Here is a 20162-nt window from a genome sequence, read left to right as displayed (position 1 = left end):
AGATCCTACTTTTCCTCCTGTAACCACCTCCTTAAAAGCTAAGCACTATAGATTTCCTGCATTTCTTTAATCATGGCAAGCCCCATCATAGGAAGACTTAAGGTGCTTGCAATTTGTTCTATCGTAAAGCCCTCGAGGGCAATACTGTCTAATCTACCTTCAAAATCTAGAAGCTTAATGGCAAAGTAATTGGCTTGCCTGTCAAGCTTGTCCCGATTAGGTATACCATTAAAAAAATTGGTATGTATGTCGGTATGCAGTAGGGCATGACCTAGTTCATGGGCTAGGACAAACTCCTCATACTCAGGATCCAAATCATCACGGATGTAGACGGATTCCCCATCAAGATAGTCTCTTAAATAAATGCCTTCATTCCCCTGCAGCATCACATTATCCTCAGGCAACTTCACCATAGAAATTTCTAAAGCATCATAGAGCTCATAAACATTTCTAGTACCGTAAAGATCTAATAACCCCATAATAACCTCATCGATCCATTCCACAAGACATCACCCCTAAGCGTTACTTTTTATATTTATAGGATAGAAGCTCCAGCTGTCTTAGTAGCTCATTTGCAAACTCTACAATCTCATCATCCCCTAGCTTATTGGCATCAAATCCCCCAAATCCCATGATGGCCGGCTGTTTTAAGATAAACTCCATAGCCTCCTGTGGGGTGGTAAATTCCACTGGTAAAGCAGGGGTCTCTTCCTGATCAGTTTCTTCCTTGAAAAAAGTATCCACTGAAACCCCAAGGGCCTTAGCAATCTTTTGCAGGGTTTCTGTGGTTGGATTACTTTTATCATTCTCCACTTCACTGATGGTGGACTTAGACAAACCCGTAAGATCTCGAATATCCATGATGGAATATCTTTTTTCCTTCCTCATTTTTCGAATGCGTTCACCTATTGTCAAATTGACACCTCCCTATGTGCGATATAACCTACTTTTATTATACCAAATAGTTCGATAAAGTGAAACAACAAATGTAAAAAAATAAGGAAAATTTAGATAACTAAAGAAAAGTTCGCTTTAATCGTAAATAACGTTCGATTAAACGGGAATTTAATGGTTTATGATTTGTTCGATAAATTGGTAAATTATATATAGGAGGTGAGGGGATGAAAAACAAAATCAAAGAAGTGTTGAAGGGTAGAGGTATTAAGGTATCCTATGTTCTTTCAGTAACTGGTTTTTCTAAGTCCTATTTTTACGATGTGATGAAGGGAAAGACGGTACCCAGTCTGATGAACGCTAGAAAAATTGCAGAGGCAATAGAGGTTCCTTTAGACGAACTTTTTCCGGTAGAAAAGCTTTCAAAGAAGGAGTAAGAAATAAACTTCATCACATCTAAACAGGGGGAGTAGGTAAAGAAGCACAAGAAGGGAGGGGATGGAATGAACCACGGAGATTATCTATATACCGTAGAGGAGGTGGCTCAAATTTTAAAGGTCAACAAAAATGCCGTCTATGATCTAATCAATGCCAGGGTCTTGAGGGCTCTAAAGCTAGGGCGATTAAAAATTACTAAATTTGAGCTACTAAGGTTTCTAAAGGAATACACTGGGAAGGATTTATCAAACCTTGATGAAATAAGGGAATTAAATTGAAGGAGAAGTAAAGGGGGAAGGAAATGGAGAGAAAATTTATTACAGTTCAATGGAGAAATAGCGGGGATCAAATCACCATTGGAGAGGCCATAGCTTTTATGGAGGCTACAGCATGCTTTGTAGAGGTAAATGACGGGAAGGACCTGACCTTCGGGGTGGAGGTAGCATGAAGGCGATCCTAAAGGGGAAGGAGATTATTCTTGTAGATAGCTATCCCTACAAAGAATTGATTAAAGAAATACCAGGAAGAAAATGGGACGGCTTAGGAAGGGTTTGGCGAGTTCCTGCCACCCTAGAGAGTATAGAAATATTAAGATCTGTTATCAAGCTGGATTCTAGCCTTGAGGACCTATACCTAGCCCATAGGGACTTGAAGAAAAAGACGGAGGATGAGAAAACAGCCCTTCATGTGGAGCCTATAGCACCAATGCCCATTAAAGTGAAGGCTTTTCAGCATCAAATCAAGGGCTATAATATGGCACTACGGATGATGGGGGTGATGGAATGATGATAGCCCAGCAGGAAGGCTTTGGCCTCCTCTTTGAAATGGGCTGTGGTTGAGCAAAACCTTAACAGCCATTTCAATTATCGGGCGAATTTACCTAGAGGGGAAGGCAAGAAAAGCATTAATTATAGCCCCAGCCTCAGTAGTTTCTGTATGGCCTAAGGAGCTAGGGGAGTATGGAGCCTTTCCCTATGAAGTGAAGGCCCTAGAGGGAAGTAGTAAAAATCGCATAAAGATGTTAAACAGCTTTAGATCAAAAGAAGCTCTACAAATCGCAATCATTAATTATGAAGGTACCTGGCGAATCCTAGAGGAGCTTCTCCAGTGGCAGCCAGACATCATCATCGCCGATGAGTCCCAACGGATTAAATCACCAGCAGCCAAACAATCCAAAGCCCTCCATCGTTTGGGGGATGCAGGAAAATACAAGCTGATTTTATCGGGAACCCCGGTACAAAATGCACCACTGGATCTTTGGAGTCAGTATCGTTTCTTAGATAAGAGCATCTTTGGGACAAGCTATTATGCCTTTAAAGCCCGACACGCCATTATGGGGGGCTATGGAAAGCATCAGGTCATAGGCTATAGACATATGGATGAACTTATTAGAAAGGCCCATGGCGTTGCCCTCAGGGTGACGAAGGATGAGGCCTTAGATCTTCCAGAAACCACCGATGAAATCAGGTACTGCCAGCTGGAGCCAAAGGCAGAAAGCCTTTATAAAAAGCTAGTCAAAGACAGCTACATACAACTGGAAAAGGGTGAGATCACCGCCCAAAACGTTCTAACAAGACTATTGAGACTCAGCCAGCTGACGGGAGGCTATATCCACACAGATGAGGGGATAACCAAGGAGATATCCACTGCCAAGCTGGAGGTTTTAAAGGAAATTGTGGAGGATTTGATGGCTGCAGGGAAAAAGCTGGTGATCTTTGCACGGTTCCTGCCGGAGATTAAAGCCATAGGAAAAATGCTGGAGAAGATGGGACTGGAGTATAGCTGCATTACTGGAGTAGTAAAGGACCGAGGGGAGGAGGTAAGGCGATTCCAAGAGGAGGAAGAATGCAGAGTCTTCATCGCCCAGATCCAAACGGCAGGCTTGGGAATTACCCTCCATGCAGCCGATACAGCCGTCTTCTATAGCCTAGACTTTAACTATGCCAACTACGCCCAAGCCAAGGCACGGATCCATCGAATTGGCCAGAGGAACACCTGCACCTATATTCATCTGATGGCACCTAATACGGTGGATGAAAGGATTATGGCAGCCCTAGAGAAAAAGAAAAACATCGCCAAGGAAGTGGTGGACAATTGGAGGGAGTATTTTGAATAAAGGGATTAAAGAAGCCCAGGAGGCCCTGGAGCAAGCCTGGCAAAATTTCAACTATGCAGAGGAGGCCTATCGAGATATAGCTATATTACAGGTAAACCGATGTATGGATCACTTAGCTAAGCTACTGGAGGCAGAAGGGGAAGAAAACAACAAAATCACAAGGGAAGGAGTAGAGGGAGATGAAGGATCTATTTCAATTGGCAGATAGCTTAAAGGACCTAAAGGAGTGGAAAAAACAGGTGGATGAGGAACGTAAGGAGGTTAGCAGTAAAATCGAAGCAGTAGAGGAAAGTCTGTCCCAAGTCATGATTGAAGAAGAGATGCAAAGCTTTAACCGGGGAGGCATGATGTATTACTTAAACACCAAACTCTATGCCAGTGCCATACCCGAAAGAAAGGAAGCCCTATTCTCAGCCTTAAAGGAAGAGGGTTACGGAGATTTAGTCTATGAAACAGTGAACGCCAATAGCCTAGCAGCCTTTGTAAGGGAGCAGGTGGAGGAGAATGAGGATGAACTGCCACAATGGCTGGAGGGGTTAGTCAATACCTATGAAAAAACTTCTTTAGGGATGCGGAAGGGAAAATAGGAGGGAGTAGTTGGGATGAAGATAGGAGAACTCATGGAAATTTTAAAGAGCTATAGCAAAGAACATAGACTCTATGATTCAGATAATCCAAAGTATTACCTTAGCAGTATTGAGTATCAGGAAGAAGAGGACAGACTTTATATGTATTTTAAAGAAGAGGAGGAGAAGTAATATGGCAAAGAAATCTGGAGCTAAAAAGGCTGTAGCAAAGGTAGAATTTCAAGCTCCAATAATAGAGGAGGCAATAAAAGAAGCAATGGTGGAGGATATGGAGGGATTGGAAATTTTCTTTGACAGGGCAAAGATTCCCTCCGGTGGAGGCCTAGCCTTCGAGATCCCCGGTGAGGATGACGATCAGCCCCAGCTAGTACAGGAGCTTGTGGGTGTGATGGTGGACCATCATCCCGTCAATGGTTACTGGCAGGAAAAATACAGTGGAGGTAATAATCCTCCCAATTGCTCCAGCATGGATGGAAAAAGGGGAGAAAGTACTCCCGGCGGGGATTGTAAAACCTGTCCCCTGAACCAATTTGGTAGTGATGAAGACGGTAGGGGTAAGGCCTGTAAAAACATGCATAGAATTTATCTCCTAAGAAGTGGTGAGGTGCTACCAATTTTATTAACCCTGCCGCCCACTAGCCTAAAGAATCTCAGTAACTACATGGCAAAGCGTATCATCACCAAGGGCCATAGATCCTACAGTGTGGTCACAAGGATTACTTTAAAGAAGGCCCAAAGTAGCAGTGGTATTACCTATAGCCAGGTACAATTTGCTGTAGCTGAGGTCTTAGAAAAGGAGACAGCCCAGCAGATGGCAGCTTTTGCTGAGGGAATTAAGAGAATCACCAGACAAATTAAGGTGATGGATGACTACATTATTGAGGTAGAAGAAGAGGATGAAAATCTTCCCTTGTAGAAGGGTGGGGGCTATAGCCCCCAATAGAAAAAGCAGTAGGGGAGGCAAGGTAAGAGATGAACTTGGAGGAGAAAATAGATTATAAAAAATTCTACGAGGGACACATCAAAAAAGGAAAAATCAGTGGTGATAATCTGGTAGGGCTATGCCCATTTCATGATGATACAAAGCCCAGCTTCGGTGCCAATATCAAAACCGGAGTATATAATTGTTTAGCCTGTGGTGAGAAGGGAAATGTCATTACCTTTATAGCAAAGCTCCATGGGATTGATAATAAAGAGGCCTATAGGCTGTTACTTAAGGAGGAAGGGATTTATGAAGAGGATGAAGGAAAGAGAAAAAAGAGAGGAAAGAAGGATGAGGGAAAAGGAAGAAAATCCACTATTGCTAGAGGCCAGGGATGGGAGCAAGAGGAGGAAAGAGAGAAGTTTCTCCTCACCAAGGCAATCAAGGCAAATCAAGGAGGAAAAGCCAACCAACTCCCCAAGGATAAAAGCAAAAAGAGGAAGGAGGAAAGCCAAGGGCTTCACCAAAACCACTACAATGACAATTACCCAAACAAACACCAAGACAATAAACAGGACCACCACCATTCAGAGCCTGTAACTACCAACACTTTTTCTAATAAGAAAACAACGAAATATACAGTCAAGGACTATTGTAGAGAAAAGAAACTACCAGAGGAGTTTATAAGATCTCTAGGGATAAGAGACGGAAAAATAGGTATCACTATTCCCTATAAAGATGAGGAAGGCAAGGTCCTCTCCAATCGCCAGAGATACCATAGAGACAGCCCTACACGGTTTTCTTGGGCTAGGGGTAGTAAGGTAAGCCTCTATGGTTTATGGCAGCTAGGCAAGGTTAGGAGGGTTGGCAGGGTCTTTCTTATGGAGGGTGAAAGTGACTGTCACACCCTATGGCATCATGGCATAGATGAGGCCTTAGGGGTCCCAGGGGCCACCACCTTCCATAGGGATTGGGTAGAGAAATTACAAGGACTGGATGTATATATCCACCATGAGGGGGATGTTGGAGGGGATACCTTCTTAGATAAGATTTGTAAAACCCTTGAAGAAAAACACTTTCGAGGTAGGGTTTATAAAATCCAATGCACCTCTCAAGGAGTAAAGGACCCATCAGACCTCCATATAAAAGACCCTGCTAGCTTTCAAGAAAACTGGAAAAGAGTTATGGAGAATCCAGAGGAGATTTTTCTTGCGAAACTACAAGAGGAGGAGGAAAACCTTATTCCTAACGCCCCGGTAAAGCTCAGACAACCTGCAGGATGGAGGGTGACAGAAAAGGGCGTTGAAATGATTCACTCTAAAACAGGGCTACCCTATTTAGTTTGCAGAACTCCCATCTTGATTGCCAGAAGAATTAAGGCCCTAGGGATGGAGGAGGAAAAGGTGGAAATCGCCTTCTATAGAGATAAAAAGTGGCACTTTGTAAGGGAGCAGAGAAGCACCATATTCCAAGCAAGAACCATCATTAAGCTGGCGGATGTAGGTGTCACTGTCACTTCAGAAAATGCCAAGTTTCTAGTAAGGTTTCTAGAAAACCTAGAGGCCGAGAATTTTGATATCATTGAAACCCAACAGTCGGTGAACCAACTGGGCTGGCATGGTGAGGACTTTCTTCCAGGGAAGGAAGGGGATTTGGTACTGGATGTGGAGAGAAGTGAGAGGAAATGGGTGGAGGCCTATAGTAAAAAAGGGGAGCTACAGGATTGGGTAAAAACCATAAAACCCTTTAGAAAAAACACCATCTTTCGCTTTATCCTAGCCAGTAGCTTTGCAGCACCCTTATTAAAGCTCCTAAACCATCGGATCTTCTTTGTACATAATTGGGGGGATTCCAGGGGAGGCAAGACGGCAGCCCTCAAGGCAGCCCTAAGCGTATGGGGTAATCCTGATGAGCTAATGACCAGCTTTAATGCCACCAACGTAGGGTTAGAGAGACTGGCCAGCTTCTTCAATGACTTACCCTTAGGCATTGATGAAAGACAGGTTGCTGGAGGCAAGCAAGAGTACATAGAAACTTTGGTTTATATGCTCTCCATGGGTTATAGCAAGGTGAGGGGCACCAAAACAGGAGGACTTGAAAATCAAAGATCATGGAGAAGTATTGTTCTAACAACGGGAGAGGAACCCTTAACCACCATGGGATCCCAAACGGGAGTTCACACTAGAGCCTTAGAGATCCATGGCAGTCCTTTTGAAGAGGAGGATAACGCCAGAAGTATGCATAATATCGTCACCATAAACTACGGTGTGGCAGGACCCTTCTTTATAGGAAAACTGATGGAGGACCTGAAGCCTCACCAATTGCAGGATAGACATAAGGAGATACAAGAAACACTGATGGCTATGAATGAAAATCATAAAAAGATAGGCAGTCATGTATCCTCTGTTGCTGTGGTGATTTTGGCTGAGGAATTGATTAGCAAATGGTTATTTGATGAAGCTGATACCTCCATAGCAATGGGGAATGAAATTTTATCTAACCTTGAAGATATGATCAATACCGATATGGTGGAGAAGGCCTACGAATTTATACAGGGATGGTTGATTTCTAATATAGAACAATTCAAAGGCAATCCCAAGAGGGAGAGCTACGGAGTGATGGAGGACAATCGGTTTTACGTCTTCCCGCAAATCCTGCAGGAGGCCCTAGACAAGCAGGGCTATTCTTACAGAAAAATCATGCAGGGCTTTGGAGACCGAGGCTATATTGATGTCACCTATGAAAAGGACGGAACAAAACGGCGATCAGTAGTAAAGAAAATAGAGGGGAAGGCCTGCAGAATGGTGAGCTTTGATTTATCTGAAATGGCTAATTTAGAAGAAACTCCGCCCTTTTAAACTGTTACACAGACATTTTAAATTGTAACCTTAGATGTAACAAAATAATATAGCATTTGCAAGGGCTTGTCTATTGCATTACCACTATTACCATAGTTACCTATATATATAGTATATATATAGCTGTAAAGTCCCTTTACAATCAACATAACAAAAATAATAGATGACTATTTCCAAAATACAGGTGTAACTGGTAATTAAAATAAAAACCTAGTAATTTCAACACTTTAAAATAGAAAAGGTTGCCAAAGTATATTGGTACCCAAGTAGAACTGGAGGGGAAAATGGATAAAAAAGAAAAACTTCAGCAGCTATTAAGGCGAAAGGAAAGGGCTGATACCCTTCCAGCTCAAACAAAGATAAAGTGGAAGGATGAGATTATAAAGCTGGAAAAGAAAATTAAAGCTCTGAAGGAAGAGCTGGAGGAAGAAGGGAAGCTACAGCAAGCAAAGCAAATGACAGAGGGAGAATCCATGGTCCTAGACCTGCTGGCCTTAAATAGTACTGCTACCCTGTACCTTTATGAAAGCTTTGTTGATATAAATAACAGTATTATAGAGGAGTTTATGGAAGAAATGCTGGCAGCCATCTATGACTACTTTGAAACCAAGGACAAGGAGGCATTAAACAAGGCCAAGACCTTAAATCATGTTCTCCTAGATACTATCTATCAAAATTGCAAGAGAAAAGAGGTAGGGGAACATAAGCAACTAGGATTCAAGGAAACCAAGGAAAAGAGCCATTGGGGATAGAGATCATAAGAAAACGAGGGGGATACGAGATGCAACCAATGATGGAGAATTATTTAGCACTTTATTTATCAATCACAAAGAGATATAGCCCAGACAAGGCCTTACAGGCCATGGGGATTACACGAACATACGGAAAATCCAAGGACGAGAAGATAGAAGAAAGCCTAGCATACGACAAAAGGACAAGCTATCAAGCAGTGGAAGGGGGCTATTAATGAAGGAAAAGGTAATCCAAGAGAAGATCATTCAGTATTTAAAGCAGCTTCCGGAGGTATGGTTTTTTAAAACCCACGGAGGGATGTATCAGGTGGCAGGGATCCCTGACATTATCCTTTGCTATAAAGGAAACTTTATAGCTTTAGAAATAAAAAGACCTAGGGGAAAGGCTACCAAACTACAGGAAAAAGTGCTAAGAGATATTGCTAAGGCAGGAGGCGTCACAGCTGTAGTATATGGTGTAGAAGATGTGAAAAGGGTGATCCAGCAAGTACCTACAGAGGAGGGGTAGGATGGATGATCTGAATTACAACTATATGGCCCTCCTTGAAGCTATTCTGTCTCCAGAAGAAGTATTGCCAGACCTTATTTTATATAAGTACGGATTGTTGGAGCTAAGTCCTAAGGAACTTAAGGAGCTAGAGGCTATGGAGATGAAAAGGCTTTATAAGCAAAAGTGGACCTATAGAGAAATTGCTAAAAGGTTTCACATGAGTGATAGTGGGGTTTATCGGAGGATGAAGAGGTTTGGGGGACAGGGAATAGAATAAATTGAGGGTGGGGAGAAAAGTTTTAAGTCTAGTGACATACTATAAGGACTTAAAGCTTTTTTTGTGTTATTGGAGGAATGTGGAATATTATGTAGAATAAATAAACGTAGTAATTAAATAAAATTCAGTGCTTAAAAGGGGAATCGGCATGAAGAAAAATGTAATTTCGTTTATGAATATGAAGGGTGGAGTGGGAAAGTCTACTCTTTGTGTGAATATTGCACATTGCTTATCTATGCATTTTAATAAAAAAGTTTTATTAATAGATATAGATCCGCAATTTAATGCAACCCAATATTTATTACCTCAACATAAATATATAGAAGATGTATACGGACAGAATCAAACTATACATAAGATTTTTCAAGAAAGAAATTTAAAACCTAGCCTTGTAGATGGCGTTGTTGAAACAGATATTCAGGAATTAAGTGGATTAGAATATGACATTAATGATAATTTATCGTTAATTCCAGGTGATTTGAGAATGGTTAACGTAGAGAAAAGTAGCGCTACTGGAAGAGAGCACAAGCTAACAAAATATATTGAAAAGAATGGTTCCAAAGAGAATTTTGATTTTATCTTTATTGATTGTCCACCAACTCAATCAATATATACATTGGCTGCATTTTACGCTAGTAATTTCTACTTAATGCCAGTAAAACCAGATTTCTTATCAGTTTTGGGAATAAGTTTATTTCAAAACGCTATAAAGGAATATAACGAGGAATTGCCACATAAGATTAAGTGTTTAGGAATGATTTTCACTTTAGCGCAAGAGAGGACAAACCATGGAAGTGCTAAAATGAATGAAATTAGAGAAAAGTATAAACTTTATACTTTTGATAATTATATGAAGCATTCTATAAAAGTACCAGAACACGCAGAAAATAATACTTGTCTATATGATATGGGGGAAGATTTTAGGAAAAATATAGTGGATTTAACAACAGAATTTTTAAATGCTTATAATAATGAAGTGGGGGGGAGCAAACAGTGAACAAGAATATTGAAGAAGTGTTTTATTCACTAAATGAGTTTGATGAAAAATTTAATGTATTTAATTGTGATGAAAATAACTATACGATATTTTACAATGCGATGATTTCAGGCCTTACGCAGTTGATTTTATGTAAAAAACTTTTTAAAAGAAATAAGGATATAGTTGAATTTTTAGACAAAGTATTTAATATAAAGTATCCAGATTATGTAAACAAAAACAGGGCACTAATACTAGGGCGTACAATACGATATGTATCGGAGATAGACGACTCAGAAAGTCTCAAAGCAATTATTAATAAATTATATGAAGTGATATCCAAGCTTAATAATGATAATTATAATCCTGACAACTTATCATGGCATGACGCCATAAAACTGTTAGATTTAAATAGGGGGTAAAGATGTTAGCAAAAAAAGAAATACAAGAGGATTTTGCTCAAGTGCATGATTTCTTACTGAATTATGATTATAAAGAAAAAATATCTGATCCTTTAATTGAGGGGTATCTAAAGTCTATACATAAAGCTTCATACATCTTTTATATATGGAAAATTAATTTTCAGAAAGAAGGCATTGATTATAATAATCTAGATGAAATAGTATCGACTTTTATTCAGATTATATACACCACAGTATATAAAGATGTTAAAATATTGTATATGCTGTACAGAAACATAATTGATAACTTCATTAAAATTTGCAAGAAAGAGTGGAAAATAGACAGCCAATATACTTTACAATCTTTTGAAGATATACTTAAGATTGAAGATGTAAAGAATAATAGTGTATTGGACGGTTCTTTCAGAAAAATATTACATTTGTATAAAGAATCATGTGGATATGTGCATTCACAAGGTGAAAAATTTATGAGTTTTAATGAAGGAATCAGAAATTATAACATCGATAATTATAAGGCATTAAATAAGAGTGTAACTGACTTCTGTAATTTGATTAAATATATAAATTATATTTTTATATTTATGTTTGAGGATATTTATGAAGAAAAGTTTGTCCCAGAGGAAAAGCAACTAATTCATTTTTTTTGCTCTAAGAGCACCCTGAAAGAAATATACTACCAAAAGTACGGTGTAAAATATTAAATATCTTCTCTAGAAGAAAAAGGTAGCAAAGAGCTTGCAACAAAATCCTAATAATGGTTTTGTTGCATTATTATTTTATAAGATAGAGCGGGAGGAAGGTTGTAAACCTAGAGTATAAATAACCTCAAATACATACCTTCAATAGACCTACAGCTAGCTACTTATGAAGATCTAAGAATAGCTTGACAGCCTATAAGATAAAGACCAACAGAGAATTTATTTAAAAGACAAATTTTTTAAGCAGGATCTACACAAAGACTCCCAAAGTTTGCAATCTATGGACGTAGGTAATAGCATTGCAGGACCCGAGGGGTTGCAAGTGAAGTGGTTTTCTTCTCTTGCTTAAAGAATTTGTCAACTAGCAGTATCTTTGGAAACAGTCTTCCCGTCCGATGGATTGGTCTAAAAGTAGGAAAGTCTGCGGTAGAAGATAAAATAAAGGATACCAGACTCCAAAGAATATCTCTCAAAAGACCTGGAAGCATCACTAAGATAAGACCTCATAAACATACTTCAGCAAAAGACTTCGAAGCTCTGCCCCGGTATCGCCCAACTATTCACTAAATGTCGATTTCAGGAAAGTGGAGCGGTAGTTGCTGACCTCGGAGGAATTGCCCTATAGGAGCAACTATTTCTTAAATGTACATTTAGGGAAAGGGCCATAGGGATAGGATTAACCTGGGAGATAGACTTCACTTGAATCCTATTGCTATGGGGCGGTAGTTGGGGGAGAGGACCCTAGAGGTGGACCTGTAATCGGAACAGGCTACCTCTTCTTTTATTTTTTGCTGGGGGGGAGGTAGGCTGTGGAGAGAGGGAGTTATAACATTAAATCTATTGCTGATACCTAGCATCCAACCCCTTATATTGAGCATAATTTCAAAGTGTATTTAATATATATTATAAAAATATATTATGTACGAGGTAGTTGCTATGAAAATTTTAGACTTATCCATCAAAAAAGACAAATTAATAAAATATTTTGAAGAAAAAAAGGACTTTCAAATACTATCTCTTACTGAACCTGTGTTTGAAAAAGTATATACCCATTATCCAAGACATACGAAAAAATCCTTTACTGAGACAGATATTATAGTTTGCGACATAGTAACTTTTGAAAATATAAGTTATTTCACGGATTTTTATTGCACATCTTCCTACAATATATTTCCTCATATAGTAAGATTTATTGGTAATATTGTGCCTAAAGCTTTTTTAATAACAGATAATTCCCAATACATATACTCAAGGCATTATGAGGAATTTGAACTCATGGTAAAGCCATTCAATTATGAGATATATGAAGTAATGCTAGATTTTGCTGAACAACCACAGCATTTAATTATTGGTATTAATACTGATAAAGTTAATTTTAAAACACTTATACCAGAAAAGATAACAAAAGAAAAAGATATGAAACTATTATTCGATAAAATATTTACAAATAGCTAGATAAATAAGTAGTTATAAATGATTACATCAGTAACAACACCTATAATATGGGGAGAGTTCCTTATGAGTAAATATAATGTTGTGGATTTATTTTGTAGTGCCGGAGGATTTTCATATGGTTTTCACAAAGCCGGATTTGATATTATATTAGGTGTAGATAGTGATATAAATAAACTTGAAACATACCATTATAATCTATCGAGGCTTAATAATTGTTCAATTAAGAAATTATCTATTAATGATTTAAAGCACGATATTTTCGATGTAACTTATAATAAAATGCAAAAAATAATAGGTAATAATAAAGTACATGTATTATTAGGCAGTCCTCCATGTAAAAATCACAGCAAACAAAACTCAGATAGAAATGTTATACCAGATACTTTGGCAAAAGAATTTGTTAGACTAGTAGTATCGATTGATCCGATATTTTTTGTAATGGAAAATGTTCCAAGCTTTTTTACCTCTTCTAAAACATTTTTTACTGATTATTTTTATTTTATTTTGGAAAGCCAAGGTTATACAATACAACAAATAAAACTAAATGCTGTTGATTTTGGAATACCTCAAAATAGAGAAAGAACTTTCTTTATTGGAAATAAATTAGCTACACATATAAGCTTAGATAAATATAAACAAAAACATAAAATATCAATTAAAGATGCCATTAGTGACTTAGCATACGAAAGTTCATGTCAAGAAGCTGACTATAGAGAAGCAAACCAAAATGAATTAAGTGAATATCAGAAGCTAATGAGGCAAGGGAGTACTAAACTATATAATCATAAAACTCCTATTCATACACAGACAATATTAGAAATAATAAAAAATTTAAAACAAGGAGAACGTTATACAAAAAAGAGCTCTAAATTTTCAAATGCATATGTAAGGGCTATGTATAATGAGCCAGCAAGCACTATAACAACTCGTCTTAATATATCAAACTCCCCCATTCATCCTGTAAGAAACCGTTGTTTTTCACCAAGAGAGGCAGCAAGATTACAGTCATTTGATGATAAATTTTTGTTCATAGGAGATAAAGAGTCTATTACTACACAAATAGGAGATGCAGTACCTCCTTTACTGGCAAAAACAATAGGAGAGTGCTTATTAGATAAACTTATTAAGTAATAACAAAAAAGCTCGATATTTATTACGAGCTTTTTTTAGTACTTAATGCTTCTTGGACCGATAGGTCTATTAGCTTTTTAATTGCTTTAACTGTAGCCTCAGTAATCGCTGGTTTAATTAGGTAAGTTTTACCTCTGAAATGCAAGTTATCTGATACTACATTTTCTGTGGCACTTATAATTTTAACTTCATTTTTTGATAGAGCTTGTAATGTTTTATCCCAATTACATAAGAAATTAAAATGATAAGAGTCCCTGTGGCGACTAAATAAATAATTGAAATATCCAACTACCTTAAAATTGCTTTGATAGGTTCTATTTACTAGCTTTATCGCCATATAGGTAGAAGTAGGATCGATTATCAACTTATAATTATGATTTAACTTTGTAAGTTTAAAATTTTCTTCATAAACTATTTCAACTAAATCTAATAATAATTTCCTCAAGTGAAAGTAATCATTTTGTTTTAATTTAAGGCTACTTCTCAAGTGTATTTTGTCTAAAAACATTTCTATTTCTAAGTTTTTTGTGTCCTTCTCTAAACCACTTTCAATTATTCTACGTTCGGAAGCCTGATGAAGAATAAGTTCTATAAATTCCTTATCTATATAATAATTTTTATAATTTTCAAAGCTCCAACTTGCTGAATTAAGCTTGCTTTCAATGGTTAATAAACCTTTGTAATCTTTATTAACTCTAAACTTATTAGCAATGCTCCAAAACTCTGTTTTTTCTTGTATATACTCAATAAATTCCTCTTGAAGCAGGCCTTCATTATTAAGTAAATTAAAATCCGTACAAATCTTGAGAATTATATCACTAAGTTTATTTCCGGAGATACACTCCACATTAGTGTTAAATATTTCCGAGGGTTTTAATGTAACTACAACTCTTTTAACGTTTTTAGTTAAAATTAAATCCCTATATAAATCTATAGATTTAGTAGAATTAAACTTTTCTAAACTTCTTCTTGTTTTGTTAGATTTACTAATTTGCAAAATCATATAGGTAGATTCAGCATTAGGCTTTTTAAATTCTAAAACTGCATCTATTCCTCCATCATTATTTATTTGTGTAATTAGTATACAGCGGCCATCCTCAAATTCATATTGTGAGCTTTGTAAATAATACTTTAGCATTATATCTGCCATAAAGGTTTCAAATTGATAATCATTTAATTGTTTGGAGATTTTTGTTATTTCCTTTGATTGAGTCATATATACCTGCCTCTCTGCAACTATAAGTAGTTCAATAGAATATTATCAGAACAAACATTCGCAATCTAGTTGAAAAATTTGGGAAAACATTTAAAGCTTTATAGATGTATCATTATTATTTGCTTGAAGTTTGAAATTATCCTAGGTCTGTTATCGGTTGAACTTATTTTTAAATAAGCTGCAGTAAATAGCTGAGATGCTTAAAGGCATTTTTATTATTCAAATTAAGAATTATTAGATGAATATTCAATAAAATAAAATAAAAATAGATTCTATACTTATAAGTATAGAATTCAATTTACTATATCGATTATTATTTTAAGTAGAATTAGTATTGCACAAACTAGATACCTTGGCATAAAGGAGGTCATTAAATTTTGCAAAATAATATTTCTAAAGTTAAATTAATACAAAAACTATTACACAAAATCTTAACCTTTAAGTTAATGGATAAATTAGACAAAGAACTACAGGAAAGAAAAATACCTCGATCCAAAGTAAGTGAAGAAGCAGCTCGGGGACCAACTACCTTTAATAAAACTTTTTCTGAAGCAGAAGATCTTAGAATGTCAACGTTCTTAAGATATTGGTTTTCTATTATGAAAATTATAGAACGTGAAGAAAAAGAACCTATTAAATTTGATTCAATGTTAGATGATGAAATGAGAGAGGTTGTGGAAATTGCCGTTCAGATAGCAGATGATGAATTAGAATATGTAGTCAATAATAATAAAGAATTCTTTATGGGAATTAAAATTTATGTGAAGGAATTAAAGAAATCAAAGGCTCTTACTCAAGAAGAAATGGAGATATTTAGTGAAATTTTAGACTATATAAAGGAGGCATAATCATGGCAGAAAGAAAAATTTGGTTTATTACTAGGCCTGAACGTGACCCCAAATTCCATAAAGCAGCCCTTGTAGCCCTCCAGGAAGCAACGAACAATTTTGCCGATAAATGGGCTAGGAATAGAGAAGTGCATAAGCATTATGAAAAAGTATTAAGTGAACATGGACTTAAAAGAGAAAATATAAGTAACGATGGTTCAGGCGGAAGAACGTGGGTAGCAATGCTTAAGACCTTTGCATATTGCTATGTTAATGATGATGGATATTTAGTTCCCACGAAAGTAGGAGCTAGTTTAATAAACGGAGTAGAGGTTTTTGAAAACACAAAAAAGCAAATTTTGACCCTTCAAATCCCTAATGCTTACTTTTTAGAACCTGGCTTTAGACCAAAGTTTGAAAGTAATTTTAGTATTAGGCCAGCAAGGTTTCTGATTAAGTTAGTTAATCAAAAGGAGTTGGATTATTATATCACCAAAGAGGAAATAGCCTGTTTTGCCTTGACTGCTAAAAGAGATAGTGAACTGCCTACCATTACTGAAAAAATTCTTCAATATAGAGGAACGGACACGTCACATAAAGACTTAATTATACGAGAAGTTGCAGAAGTTTACGATCATAGAGAAAGAAGCGATAGTGGTGCTAGGGACTACCAAAATGCCCACTCCGATGTAGCCCATACGTTTATGATGTTATGTGATTATACTGGGTTAGCAGAATATATTAGAGGCGAAGCTTTACGGGTACAACCAGTTAACAGTAGTAAAGTAAAAGAAGAAGTTGAAATGTTTGATGAAAGGTATCCTTTTAACAAAAGATATTTAATCTCCCTCCAAAGAATGGCAGAAAGTAATGGGCTAGATATTAGCCGCTATAAAGCAAGTAGCTTTGGTGAGATAAAACCTGCTTCCAATAGGAAAAAAACTGATATGATAGTAAAAAACATATTAAAATCTATTCCAAACTTGCAAGCCATGTCTGTTGAAGAAATTACAGATGTTCTAAAAAATGAATTCCCCCCACATGAAGCAAGAAAAATAGCTTTTGATATTAATGCGCATTCTATAAATACTTTAAATCCTGAATTTGTAGAAGCATATTTAAATGAAAAGGATAATCTTAAGTTTGAAGATAAAACAGGAGATATCTTTAGATTAATTGGGTTTGATGTTGAAATGAGGCCTAATGTGAAGGATATAGCAGATACTGAAATTGAAATAGTATTAAAGTATGGAGAAAAAGAATGTGGTTTAATAGATGCTAAAAACTATAAGAAAAAATTTCCATTATCTGCTGGATTAGCATCCCATATGGCATCGGAATACATTCCAAATTATGAAGGGTATGATAATAGACAAATACAATTCTTTGGTTATGTTACGGCAGCGGACTTCAGCGGTGAAAAAAACTTAGGTAAAATAAGTGAATTGACTCAAAGGGTGATTCCTGATAGGGAGATCAAGGGAATTATTATAACGGCATCTGTCCTATTAGCTTTTCTTGATTACTGTATTGAGGAAGATATCCCAAAAGAGGAACGTGTAGAATTATTTATAAATGCAGTAAATAATACTGGATATTCAACGTTTGGTGAGATGCTAAATGCTATAACTTAACCTATAGAAAGCAAAAAAGATCATTAAGTATTAAATATTAATGATCTTTTAATATTATTTTCACCATATTATGCAGAATGTGCTGCGACAGCCACTTCTTCTAAAACTTTAGTGTGCTTTGTTGATAATAATTCATCTAAACTCCATTTAGGCTCAACAGATTCATAGGAGATTCCAGCAAATGTCTTTAATACCGATTCTACGATAATTTTAGCAAATTGGGGAGGTACAGCCATACCAATTTGTTGCCGCACTTTTTCTTTACCACCGTAAAACTCAAAGTTATCAGGGAATGTTTGCAGTCTCGCTCTTTCCCTGTTAGTCAAAGCTCTAGGTTCTTCCCAATGATATACATGGGTACCACCACCGCCACTACCAGTCACAGTATAAGCAGGCTGTTCTGGGTGTAGACGTCTATATATTTGACTCATTCTAGCTCCCTTTACATTCAGTCTCAAATGCTCTGGAATACCTTCATACCATGCATTTTCTCCTGGTGGAATATGTTCCAACATTTCAACTACTTTCTTAGTGTGATGAGTAAATTCATGGTTAGGGGCCTCAGAAGGAATTGGAGGATCCATAATAGCTTCATAAGAAGTTTTATAAGGATAAATACCATTAATACCATGGGTAGGTTTAGGAACTTTAAATACACAGTCCAAGTCATTTCTTATTCCCACTATAATAATACGTTGTCTTGTTTGTGGGACCCCATAATCAGCAAAGTTATAAAGATGTGGTGTAATATTATAACCAGCACCAATCATATCCTCCAGGATTGTGGCAAATGCTTTTCCATCGTTAGAACTTTTTAATCCACCAACATTTTCTGCAATAAACCACAAAGGTTTAAATTGTTCTAAAACTTTAATACCATATGTATATAGAGGACCATAGGTGCCATTTACCCCCTTCTTTTTACCTACATTACTGAAGTCGTTACAAGGAAATCCAAAGATAAAAGCATCAATAGCATCTAGTTTAGAGGTATCAATAGTTCTAACGTCTCCAGTTATAACAGAATCTGGTTGGTGAGGGCATATGTTTTGAATATAAGTTTTACTAGCATCAGGACAAATATCGTTTGACCAAGTATGAGAAACACCATAAGATAGATCCTTACTATCTAATACTTTTGCCCACTGTGCGCCTAGTGCAAAACCTCCAGGACCATTAAAAAGTTCACCTTTTCTAAAAATCATAAGTATTCTCCTTACATTACCTTTTATTAATAATAAAAGGATAATAGATAAATTATCATTTCAAAAGTATTGCATTTAAAAGACTTTTTAATCACTATAATATATTAATATATTAAAATTATAACATTGTACGAACAAATGTTCAAGAATTACATAATTTTATAATAGAATTACTATATATAATAAAATTTAGGTTTGTTTGCAATTTTTAATTATAATACATTTTACAAGTGCACACAACTATAAGGACTTATTAATTGATAAGAATTGAAAGCAAGATCAAAAAAATAAAGGATATATCTTTAGCTAAGAGTTCTACCCTTTATCTTTATTCATATATTTTCTTATTCTTTGGATGTCTTCTATTAAATCCCTAATTTCTTGTAGGTTACTATACTTTACGGGTCTTTGACAGTTTCATAAAGAAAAAATCTCTGAAAGCCATGATGGGGCTTATTTTTTTGTGAAATTTTATATTTTTATAGTGAGTATTTTATGGTATTGTGTTATAATATAAGTATTGGGAGGTGTTTTATTTGAGGCTTATGGTTTCTAAATCCAAAAATGCTCGATCTCTGTATGTCATCAAATCTATTTTTGTTAATGGCAAACGCACATCTAAAATTGTTGAAAAACTTGGTACATACGATGAACTCTTAGAAAATTTAAATGGAGAAGATCCTATGGAGTGGGCTAAAAAATATATTTCAGAACTTAATGAAAAGGAAAAAGAAGAAAATAGTAAAATTATGGTTCAATACTCGCCTACAAAACTTATTGAAAAAGAAAAGCAACGTTCTTTTAATGGGGGCTATCTATTTCTTCAAAAAATTTATCATGAGCTAGGGTTACATAAAATTTGCAAGGAGATTTCTAATCGCCATAGATATAGCTTTAATCTTGATTCAATCCTTTCAAGACTTTTATACGGTAGAGTTATTTTTCCAAGTTCTAAACTTTCCACCTATAACCTGTCTTCTAGGTTCCTAGAAAAGCCTGATTTTGATATTCAGCACATTTATAGGGCACTTGAAGTTATTACAAAGGAAACGGACTTTATTCAAGCTGAGCTCTATAAAAGCAGTCAAAAACTGTCTAAGAGGAATTCAGGCATTCTTTATTATGACTGTACAAATTATTTCTTTGAGATTGAGGAAGAACAAGGTCTAAAGCAGTATGGCTATTCTAAGGAACACAAACCGAATCCTATCGTTCAAATGGGACTCTTTATGGATGGTGATGGCATTCCACTGGCATTTAGCAT

26 protein-coding genes are annotated in these 20162 nt (G+C 36.3%); 22 read left to right on the top strand and 4 right to left on the bottom strand.

The genetic code is table 11. From position 1 onward, the window contains the following. Positions 1-38: 38 nt before the first annotated feature. The gene (locus tag BLS22_RS12635) at positions 39-503 is read right to left on the bottom strand and encodes an ImmA/IrrE family metallo-endopeptidase (RefSeq protein ID WP_244269552.1); all 465 of its coding nucleotides are present in this window, start codon (positions 501-503) and stop codon (positions 39-41) included. 19 nt (positions 504-522) lie between these two features. Beyond that, entirely contained in the window at positions 523-915 is a 393-nt protein-coding gene (locus tag BLS22_RS12630; RefSeq protein WP_090554299.1) for a helix-turn-helix domain-containing protein, read from the bottom strand. 206 nt (positions 916-1121) lie between these two features. On the opposite strand from BLS22_RS12630, the gene BLS22_RS12625 reads away from it, so the two are divergent. The 19 genes from BLS22_RS12625 (at position 1122) to BLS22_RS12545 (ending at position 14016) form a co-directional block, all read left to right on the top strand. Beyond that, a complete protein-coding gene (locus BLS22_RS12625) occupies positions 1122-1331 on the top strand; it encodes a helix-turn-helix transcriptional regulator (protein WP_090554296.1) in 210 nt (69 codons plus the stop codon). Positions 1332-1397: 66 nt separating this feature from the next. After that, a complete protein-coding gene (locus BLS22_RS12620; RefSeq protein ID WP_090554293.1) occupies positions 1398-1610 on the top strand; it encodes a helix-turn-helix domain-containing protein in 213 nt (70 codons plus the stop codon). A gap of 23 nt (positions 1611-1633) precedes the next feature. Further along, positions 1634-1780, top strand: a complete 147-nt coding sequence (locus BLS22_RS15200) for a hypothetical protein (protein ID WP_176762180.1) — start codon at positions 1634-1636, stop codon at positions 1778-1780. Further along, a complete protein-coding gene (locus BLS22_RS12615; protein WP_090554289.1) occupies positions 1777-2118 on the top strand; it encodes a hypothetical protein in 342 nt (113 codons plus the stop codon). The genes BLS22_RS15200 and BLS22_RS12615 overlap by 4 nt, the downstream gene beginning before the upstream one ends. Positions 2119-2167: 49 nt before the next feature. Beyond that, positions 2168-3448 (top strand): DEAD/DEAH box helicase, encoded by a 1281-nt coding sequence (locus BLS22_RS12610; protein ID WP_090554286.1) that lies wholly within the window; start codon positions 2168-2170, stop codon positions 3446-3448. Further along, complete coding sequence (locus tag BLS22_RS12605) at positions 3441-3656, top strand: hypothetical protein (RefSeq protein ID WP_090554284.1); 216 nt, start codon at positions 3441-3443, stop codon at positions 3654-3656. The genes BLS22_RS12610 and BLS22_RS12605 overlap by 8 nt, the downstream gene beginning before the upstream one ends. Further along, positions 3628-4035: a gp33 family protein gene (locus tag BLS22_RS12600; RefSeq protein WP_090554279.1), complete on the top strand. Its 408-nt coding sequence runs from the start codon at positions 3628-3630 to the stop codon at positions 4033-4035. The genes BLS22_RS12605 and BLS22_RS12600 overlap by 29 nt, the downstream gene beginning before the upstream one ends. 15 nt (positions 4036-4050) lie before the next feature. Next, complete coding sequence (locus BLS22_RS15195; protein WP_176762179.1) at positions 4051-4206, top strand: hypothetical protein; 156 nt, start codon at positions 4051-4053, stop codon at positions 4204-4206. A gap of 1 nt (position 4207) precedes the next feature. Beyond that, a complete protein-coding gene (locus BLS22_RS12595; RefSeq protein WP_090554276.1) occupies positions 4208-4951 on the top strand; it encodes a hypothetical protein in 744 nt (247 codons plus the stop codon). Between the two features lie 56 nt (positions 4952-5007). Beyond that, positions 5008-7815: a DUF927 domain-containing protein gene (locus tag BLS22_RS12590; protein WP_244269551.1), complete on the top strand. Its 2808-nt coding sequence runs from the start codon at positions 5008-5010 to the stop codon at positions 7813-7815. Positions 7816-8099: 284 nt separating this feature from the next. Then, entirely contained in the window at positions 8100-8567 is a 468-nt protein-coding gene (locus BLS22_RS12585; protein ID WP_090554274.1) for a hypothetical protein, read from the top strand. A gap of 29 nt (positions 8568-8596) precedes the next feature. Next, a complete protein-coding gene (locus BLS22_RS12580; protein WP_090554271.1) occupies positions 8597-8782 on the top strand; it encodes a hypothetical protein in 186 nt (61 codons plus the stop codon). Continuing rightward, on the top strand, positions 8782-9075 hold the full coding sequence (locus BLS22_RS12575; RefSeq protein ID WP_090554269.1) for a VRR-NUC domain-containing protein: 294 nt from the start codon (positions 8782-8784) through the stop codon (positions 9073-9075). Before BLS22_RS12580 ends, BLS22_RS12575 begins: the two co-directional genes overlap by 1 nt. A 1-nt stretch (position 9076) precedes the next feature. Next, complete coding sequence (locus BLS22_RS12570) at positions 9077-9334, top strand: helix-turn-helix domain-containing protein (RefSeq protein WP_090554266.1); 258 nt, start codon at positions 9077-9079, stop codon at positions 9332-9334. Between the two features lie 148 nt (positions 9335-9482). After that, a complete protein-coding gene (locus BLS22_RS12565; protein WP_090554263.1) occupies positions 9483-10331 on the top strand; it encodes a ParA family protein in 849 nt (282 codons plus the stop codon). Further along, positions 10328-10732, top strand: a complete 405-nt coding sequence (locus tag BLS22_RS12560) for a hypothetical protein (protein WP_090554260.1) — start codon at positions 10328-10330, stop codon at positions 10730-10732. The genes BLS22_RS12565 and BLS22_RS12560 overlap by 4 nt, the downstream gene beginning before the upstream one ends. Positions 10733-10734: 2 nt before the next feature. Next, positions 10735-11433, top strand: coding sequence for a hypothetical protein (locus tag BLS22_RS12555; RefSeq protein ID WP_090554257.1), 699 nt, complete (start codon positions 10735-10737; stop codon positions 11431-11433). A gap of 933 nt (positions 11434-12366) precedes the next feature. Further along, on the top strand, positions 12367-12885 hold the full coding sequence (locus tag BLS22_RS12550; RefSeq protein ID WP_090554255.1) for a DNA cytosine methyltransferase: 519 nt from the start codon (positions 12367-12369) through the stop codon (positions 12883-12885). 63 nt (positions 12886-12948) lie between these two features. After that, on the top strand, positions 12949-14016 hold the full coding sequence (locus tag BLS22_RS12545; RefSeq protein WP_176762178.1) for a DNA cytosine methyltransferase: 1068 nt from the start codon (positions 12949-12951) through the stop codon (positions 14014-14016). Between the two features lie 22 nt (positions 14017-14038). Here the strand turns inward: BLS22_RS12545 and BLS22_RS12540 are convergent, their stop codons facing one another. Further along, positions 14039-15232 (bottom strand): hypothetical protein, encoded by a 1194-nt coding sequence (locus tag BLS22_RS12540; RefSeq protein ID WP_090554250.1) that lies wholly within the window; start codon positions 15230-15232, stop codon positions 14039-14041. A 377-nt stretch (positions 15233-15609) separates the two neighbouring features. Between BLS22_RS12540 and BLS22_RS12535 the strand changes: the two genes are divergently transcribed. Next, positions 15610-16080 (top strand): hypothetical protein, encoded by a 471-nt coding sequence (locus BLS22_RS12535; RefSeq protein WP_090554247.1) that lies wholly within the window; start codon positions 15610-15612, stop codon positions 16078-16080. Between the two features lie 2 nt (positions 16081-16082). Next, the gene (locus BLS22_RS12530; protein ID WP_090554245.1) at positions 16083-17693 is read left to right on the top strand and encodes an AlwI family type II restriction endonuclease; all 1611 of its coding nucleotides are present in this window, start codon (positions 16083-16085) and stop codon (positions 17691-17693) included. Between the two features lie 68 nt (positions 17694-17761). On the opposite strand, the gene BLS22_RS12525 is transcribed toward BLS22_RS12530, so the two are convergent. After that, positions 17762-18898 carry a DNA cytosine methyltransferase gene (locus tag BLS22_RS12525; RefSeq protein ID WP_090554241.1) on the bottom strand — a complete coding sequence of 379 codons (1137 nt, stop codon included), beginning with the start codon at positions 18896-18898 and terminating at the stop codon, positions 17762-17764. A 536-nt stretch (positions 18899-19434) separates the two neighbouring features. Between BLS22_RS12525 and BLS22_RS12520 the strand changes: the two genes are divergently transcribed. Then, positions 19435-20162 (top strand): IS1634 family transposase (locus BLS22_RS12520; RefSeq protein ID WP_330386521.1); only part of this gene is annotated, 728 nt, incomplete at its 3' end.

Source organism: Natronincola ferrireducens (genome assembly GCF_900100845.1).
GTDB lineage: Bacteria > Bacillota > Clostridia > Peptostreptococcales > Natronincolaceae > Natronincola_B > Natronincola_B ferrireducens.
This window is presented reverse-complemented; position numbering and strand designations above follow the sequence as displayed.

Excerpts from the sequence above, each read along its gene's own strand:
- BLS22_RS12625 (WP_090554296.1), top strand. The coding sequence starts at position 1,122 with ATGAAAAACAAAATCAAAGAAGTGTTGAAGGGTAGAGGTATTAAGGTA.
- BLS22_RS12620 (WP_090554293.1), top strand. The coding sequence starts at position 1,398 with ATGAACCACGGAGATTATCTATATACCGTAGAGGAGGTGGCTCAAATT.
- BLS22_RS15200 (WP_176762180.1), top strand. The coding sequence starts at position 1,634 with ATGGAGAGAAAATTTATTACAGTTCAATGGAGAAATAGCGGGGATCAA.
- BLS22_RS12615 (WP_090554289.1), top strand. The coding sequence starts at position 1,777 with ATGAAGGCGATCCTAAAGGGGAAGGAGATTATTCTTGTAGATAGCTAT.
- BLS22_RS12600 (WP_090554279.1), top strand. The coding sequence starts at position 3,628 with ATGAAGGATCTATTTCAATTGGCAGATAGCTTAAAGGACCTAAAGGAG.
- BLS22_RS15195 (WP_176762179.1), top strand. The coding sequence starts at position 4,051 with ATGAAGATAGGAGAACTCATGGAAATTTTAAAGAGCTATAGCAAAGAA.
- BLS22_RS12595 (WP_090554276.1), top strand. The coding sequence starts at position 4,208 with ATGGCAAAGAAATCTGGAGCTAAAAAGGCTGTAGCAAAGGTAGAATTT.
- BLS22_RS12590 (WP_244269551.1), top strand. The coding sequence starts at position 5,008 with ATGAACTTGGAGGAGAAAATAGATTATAAAAAATTCTACGAGGGACAC.
- BLS22_RS12585 (WP_090554274.1), top strand. The coding sequence starts at position 8,100 with ATGGATAAAAAAGAAAAACTTCAGCAGCTATTAAGGCGAAAGGAAAGG.
- BLS22_RS12580 (WP_090554271.1), top strand. The coding sequence starts at position 8,597 with ATGCAACCAATGATGGAGAATTATTTAGCACTTTATTTATCAATCACA.
- BLS22_RS12575 (WP_090554269.1), top strand. The coding sequence starts at position 8,782 with ATGAAGGAAAAGGTAATCCAAGAGAAGATCATTCAGTATTTAAAGCAG.
- BLS22_RS12570 (WP_090554266.1), top strand. The coding sequence starts at position 9,077 with ATGGATGATCTGAATTACAACTATATGGCCCTCCTTGAAGCTATTCTG.
- BLS22_RS12565 (WP_090554263.1), top strand. The coding sequence starts at position 9,483 with ATGAAGAAAAATGTAATTTCGTTTATGAATATGAAGGGTGGAGTGGGA.
- BLS22_RS12555 (WP_090554257.1), top strand. The coding sequence starts at position 10,735 with ATGTTAGCAAAAAAAGAAATACAAGAGGATTTTGCTCAAGTGCATGAT.
- BLS22_RS12550 (WP_090554255.1), top strand. The coding sequence starts at position 12,367 with ATGAAAATTTTAGACTTATCCATCAAAAAAGACAAATTAATAAAATAT.
- BLS22_RS12545 (WP_176762178.1), top strand. The coding sequence starts at position 12,949 with ATGAGTAAATATAATGTTGTGGATTTATTTTGTAGTGCCGGAGGATTT.
- BLS22_RS12540 (WP_090554250.1), bottom strand. The coding sequence starts at position 15,232 with ATGACTCAATCAAAGGAAATAACAAAAATCTCCAAACAATTAAATGAT.
- BLS22_RS12530 (WP_090554245.1), top strand. The coding sequence starts at position 16,083 with ATGGCAGAAAGAAAAATTTGGTTTATTACTAGGCCTGAACGTGACCCC.
- BLS22_RS12525 (WP_090554241.1), bottom strand. The coding sequence starts at position 18,898 with ATGATTTTTAGAAAAGGTGAACTTTTTAATGGTCCTGGAGGTTTTGCA.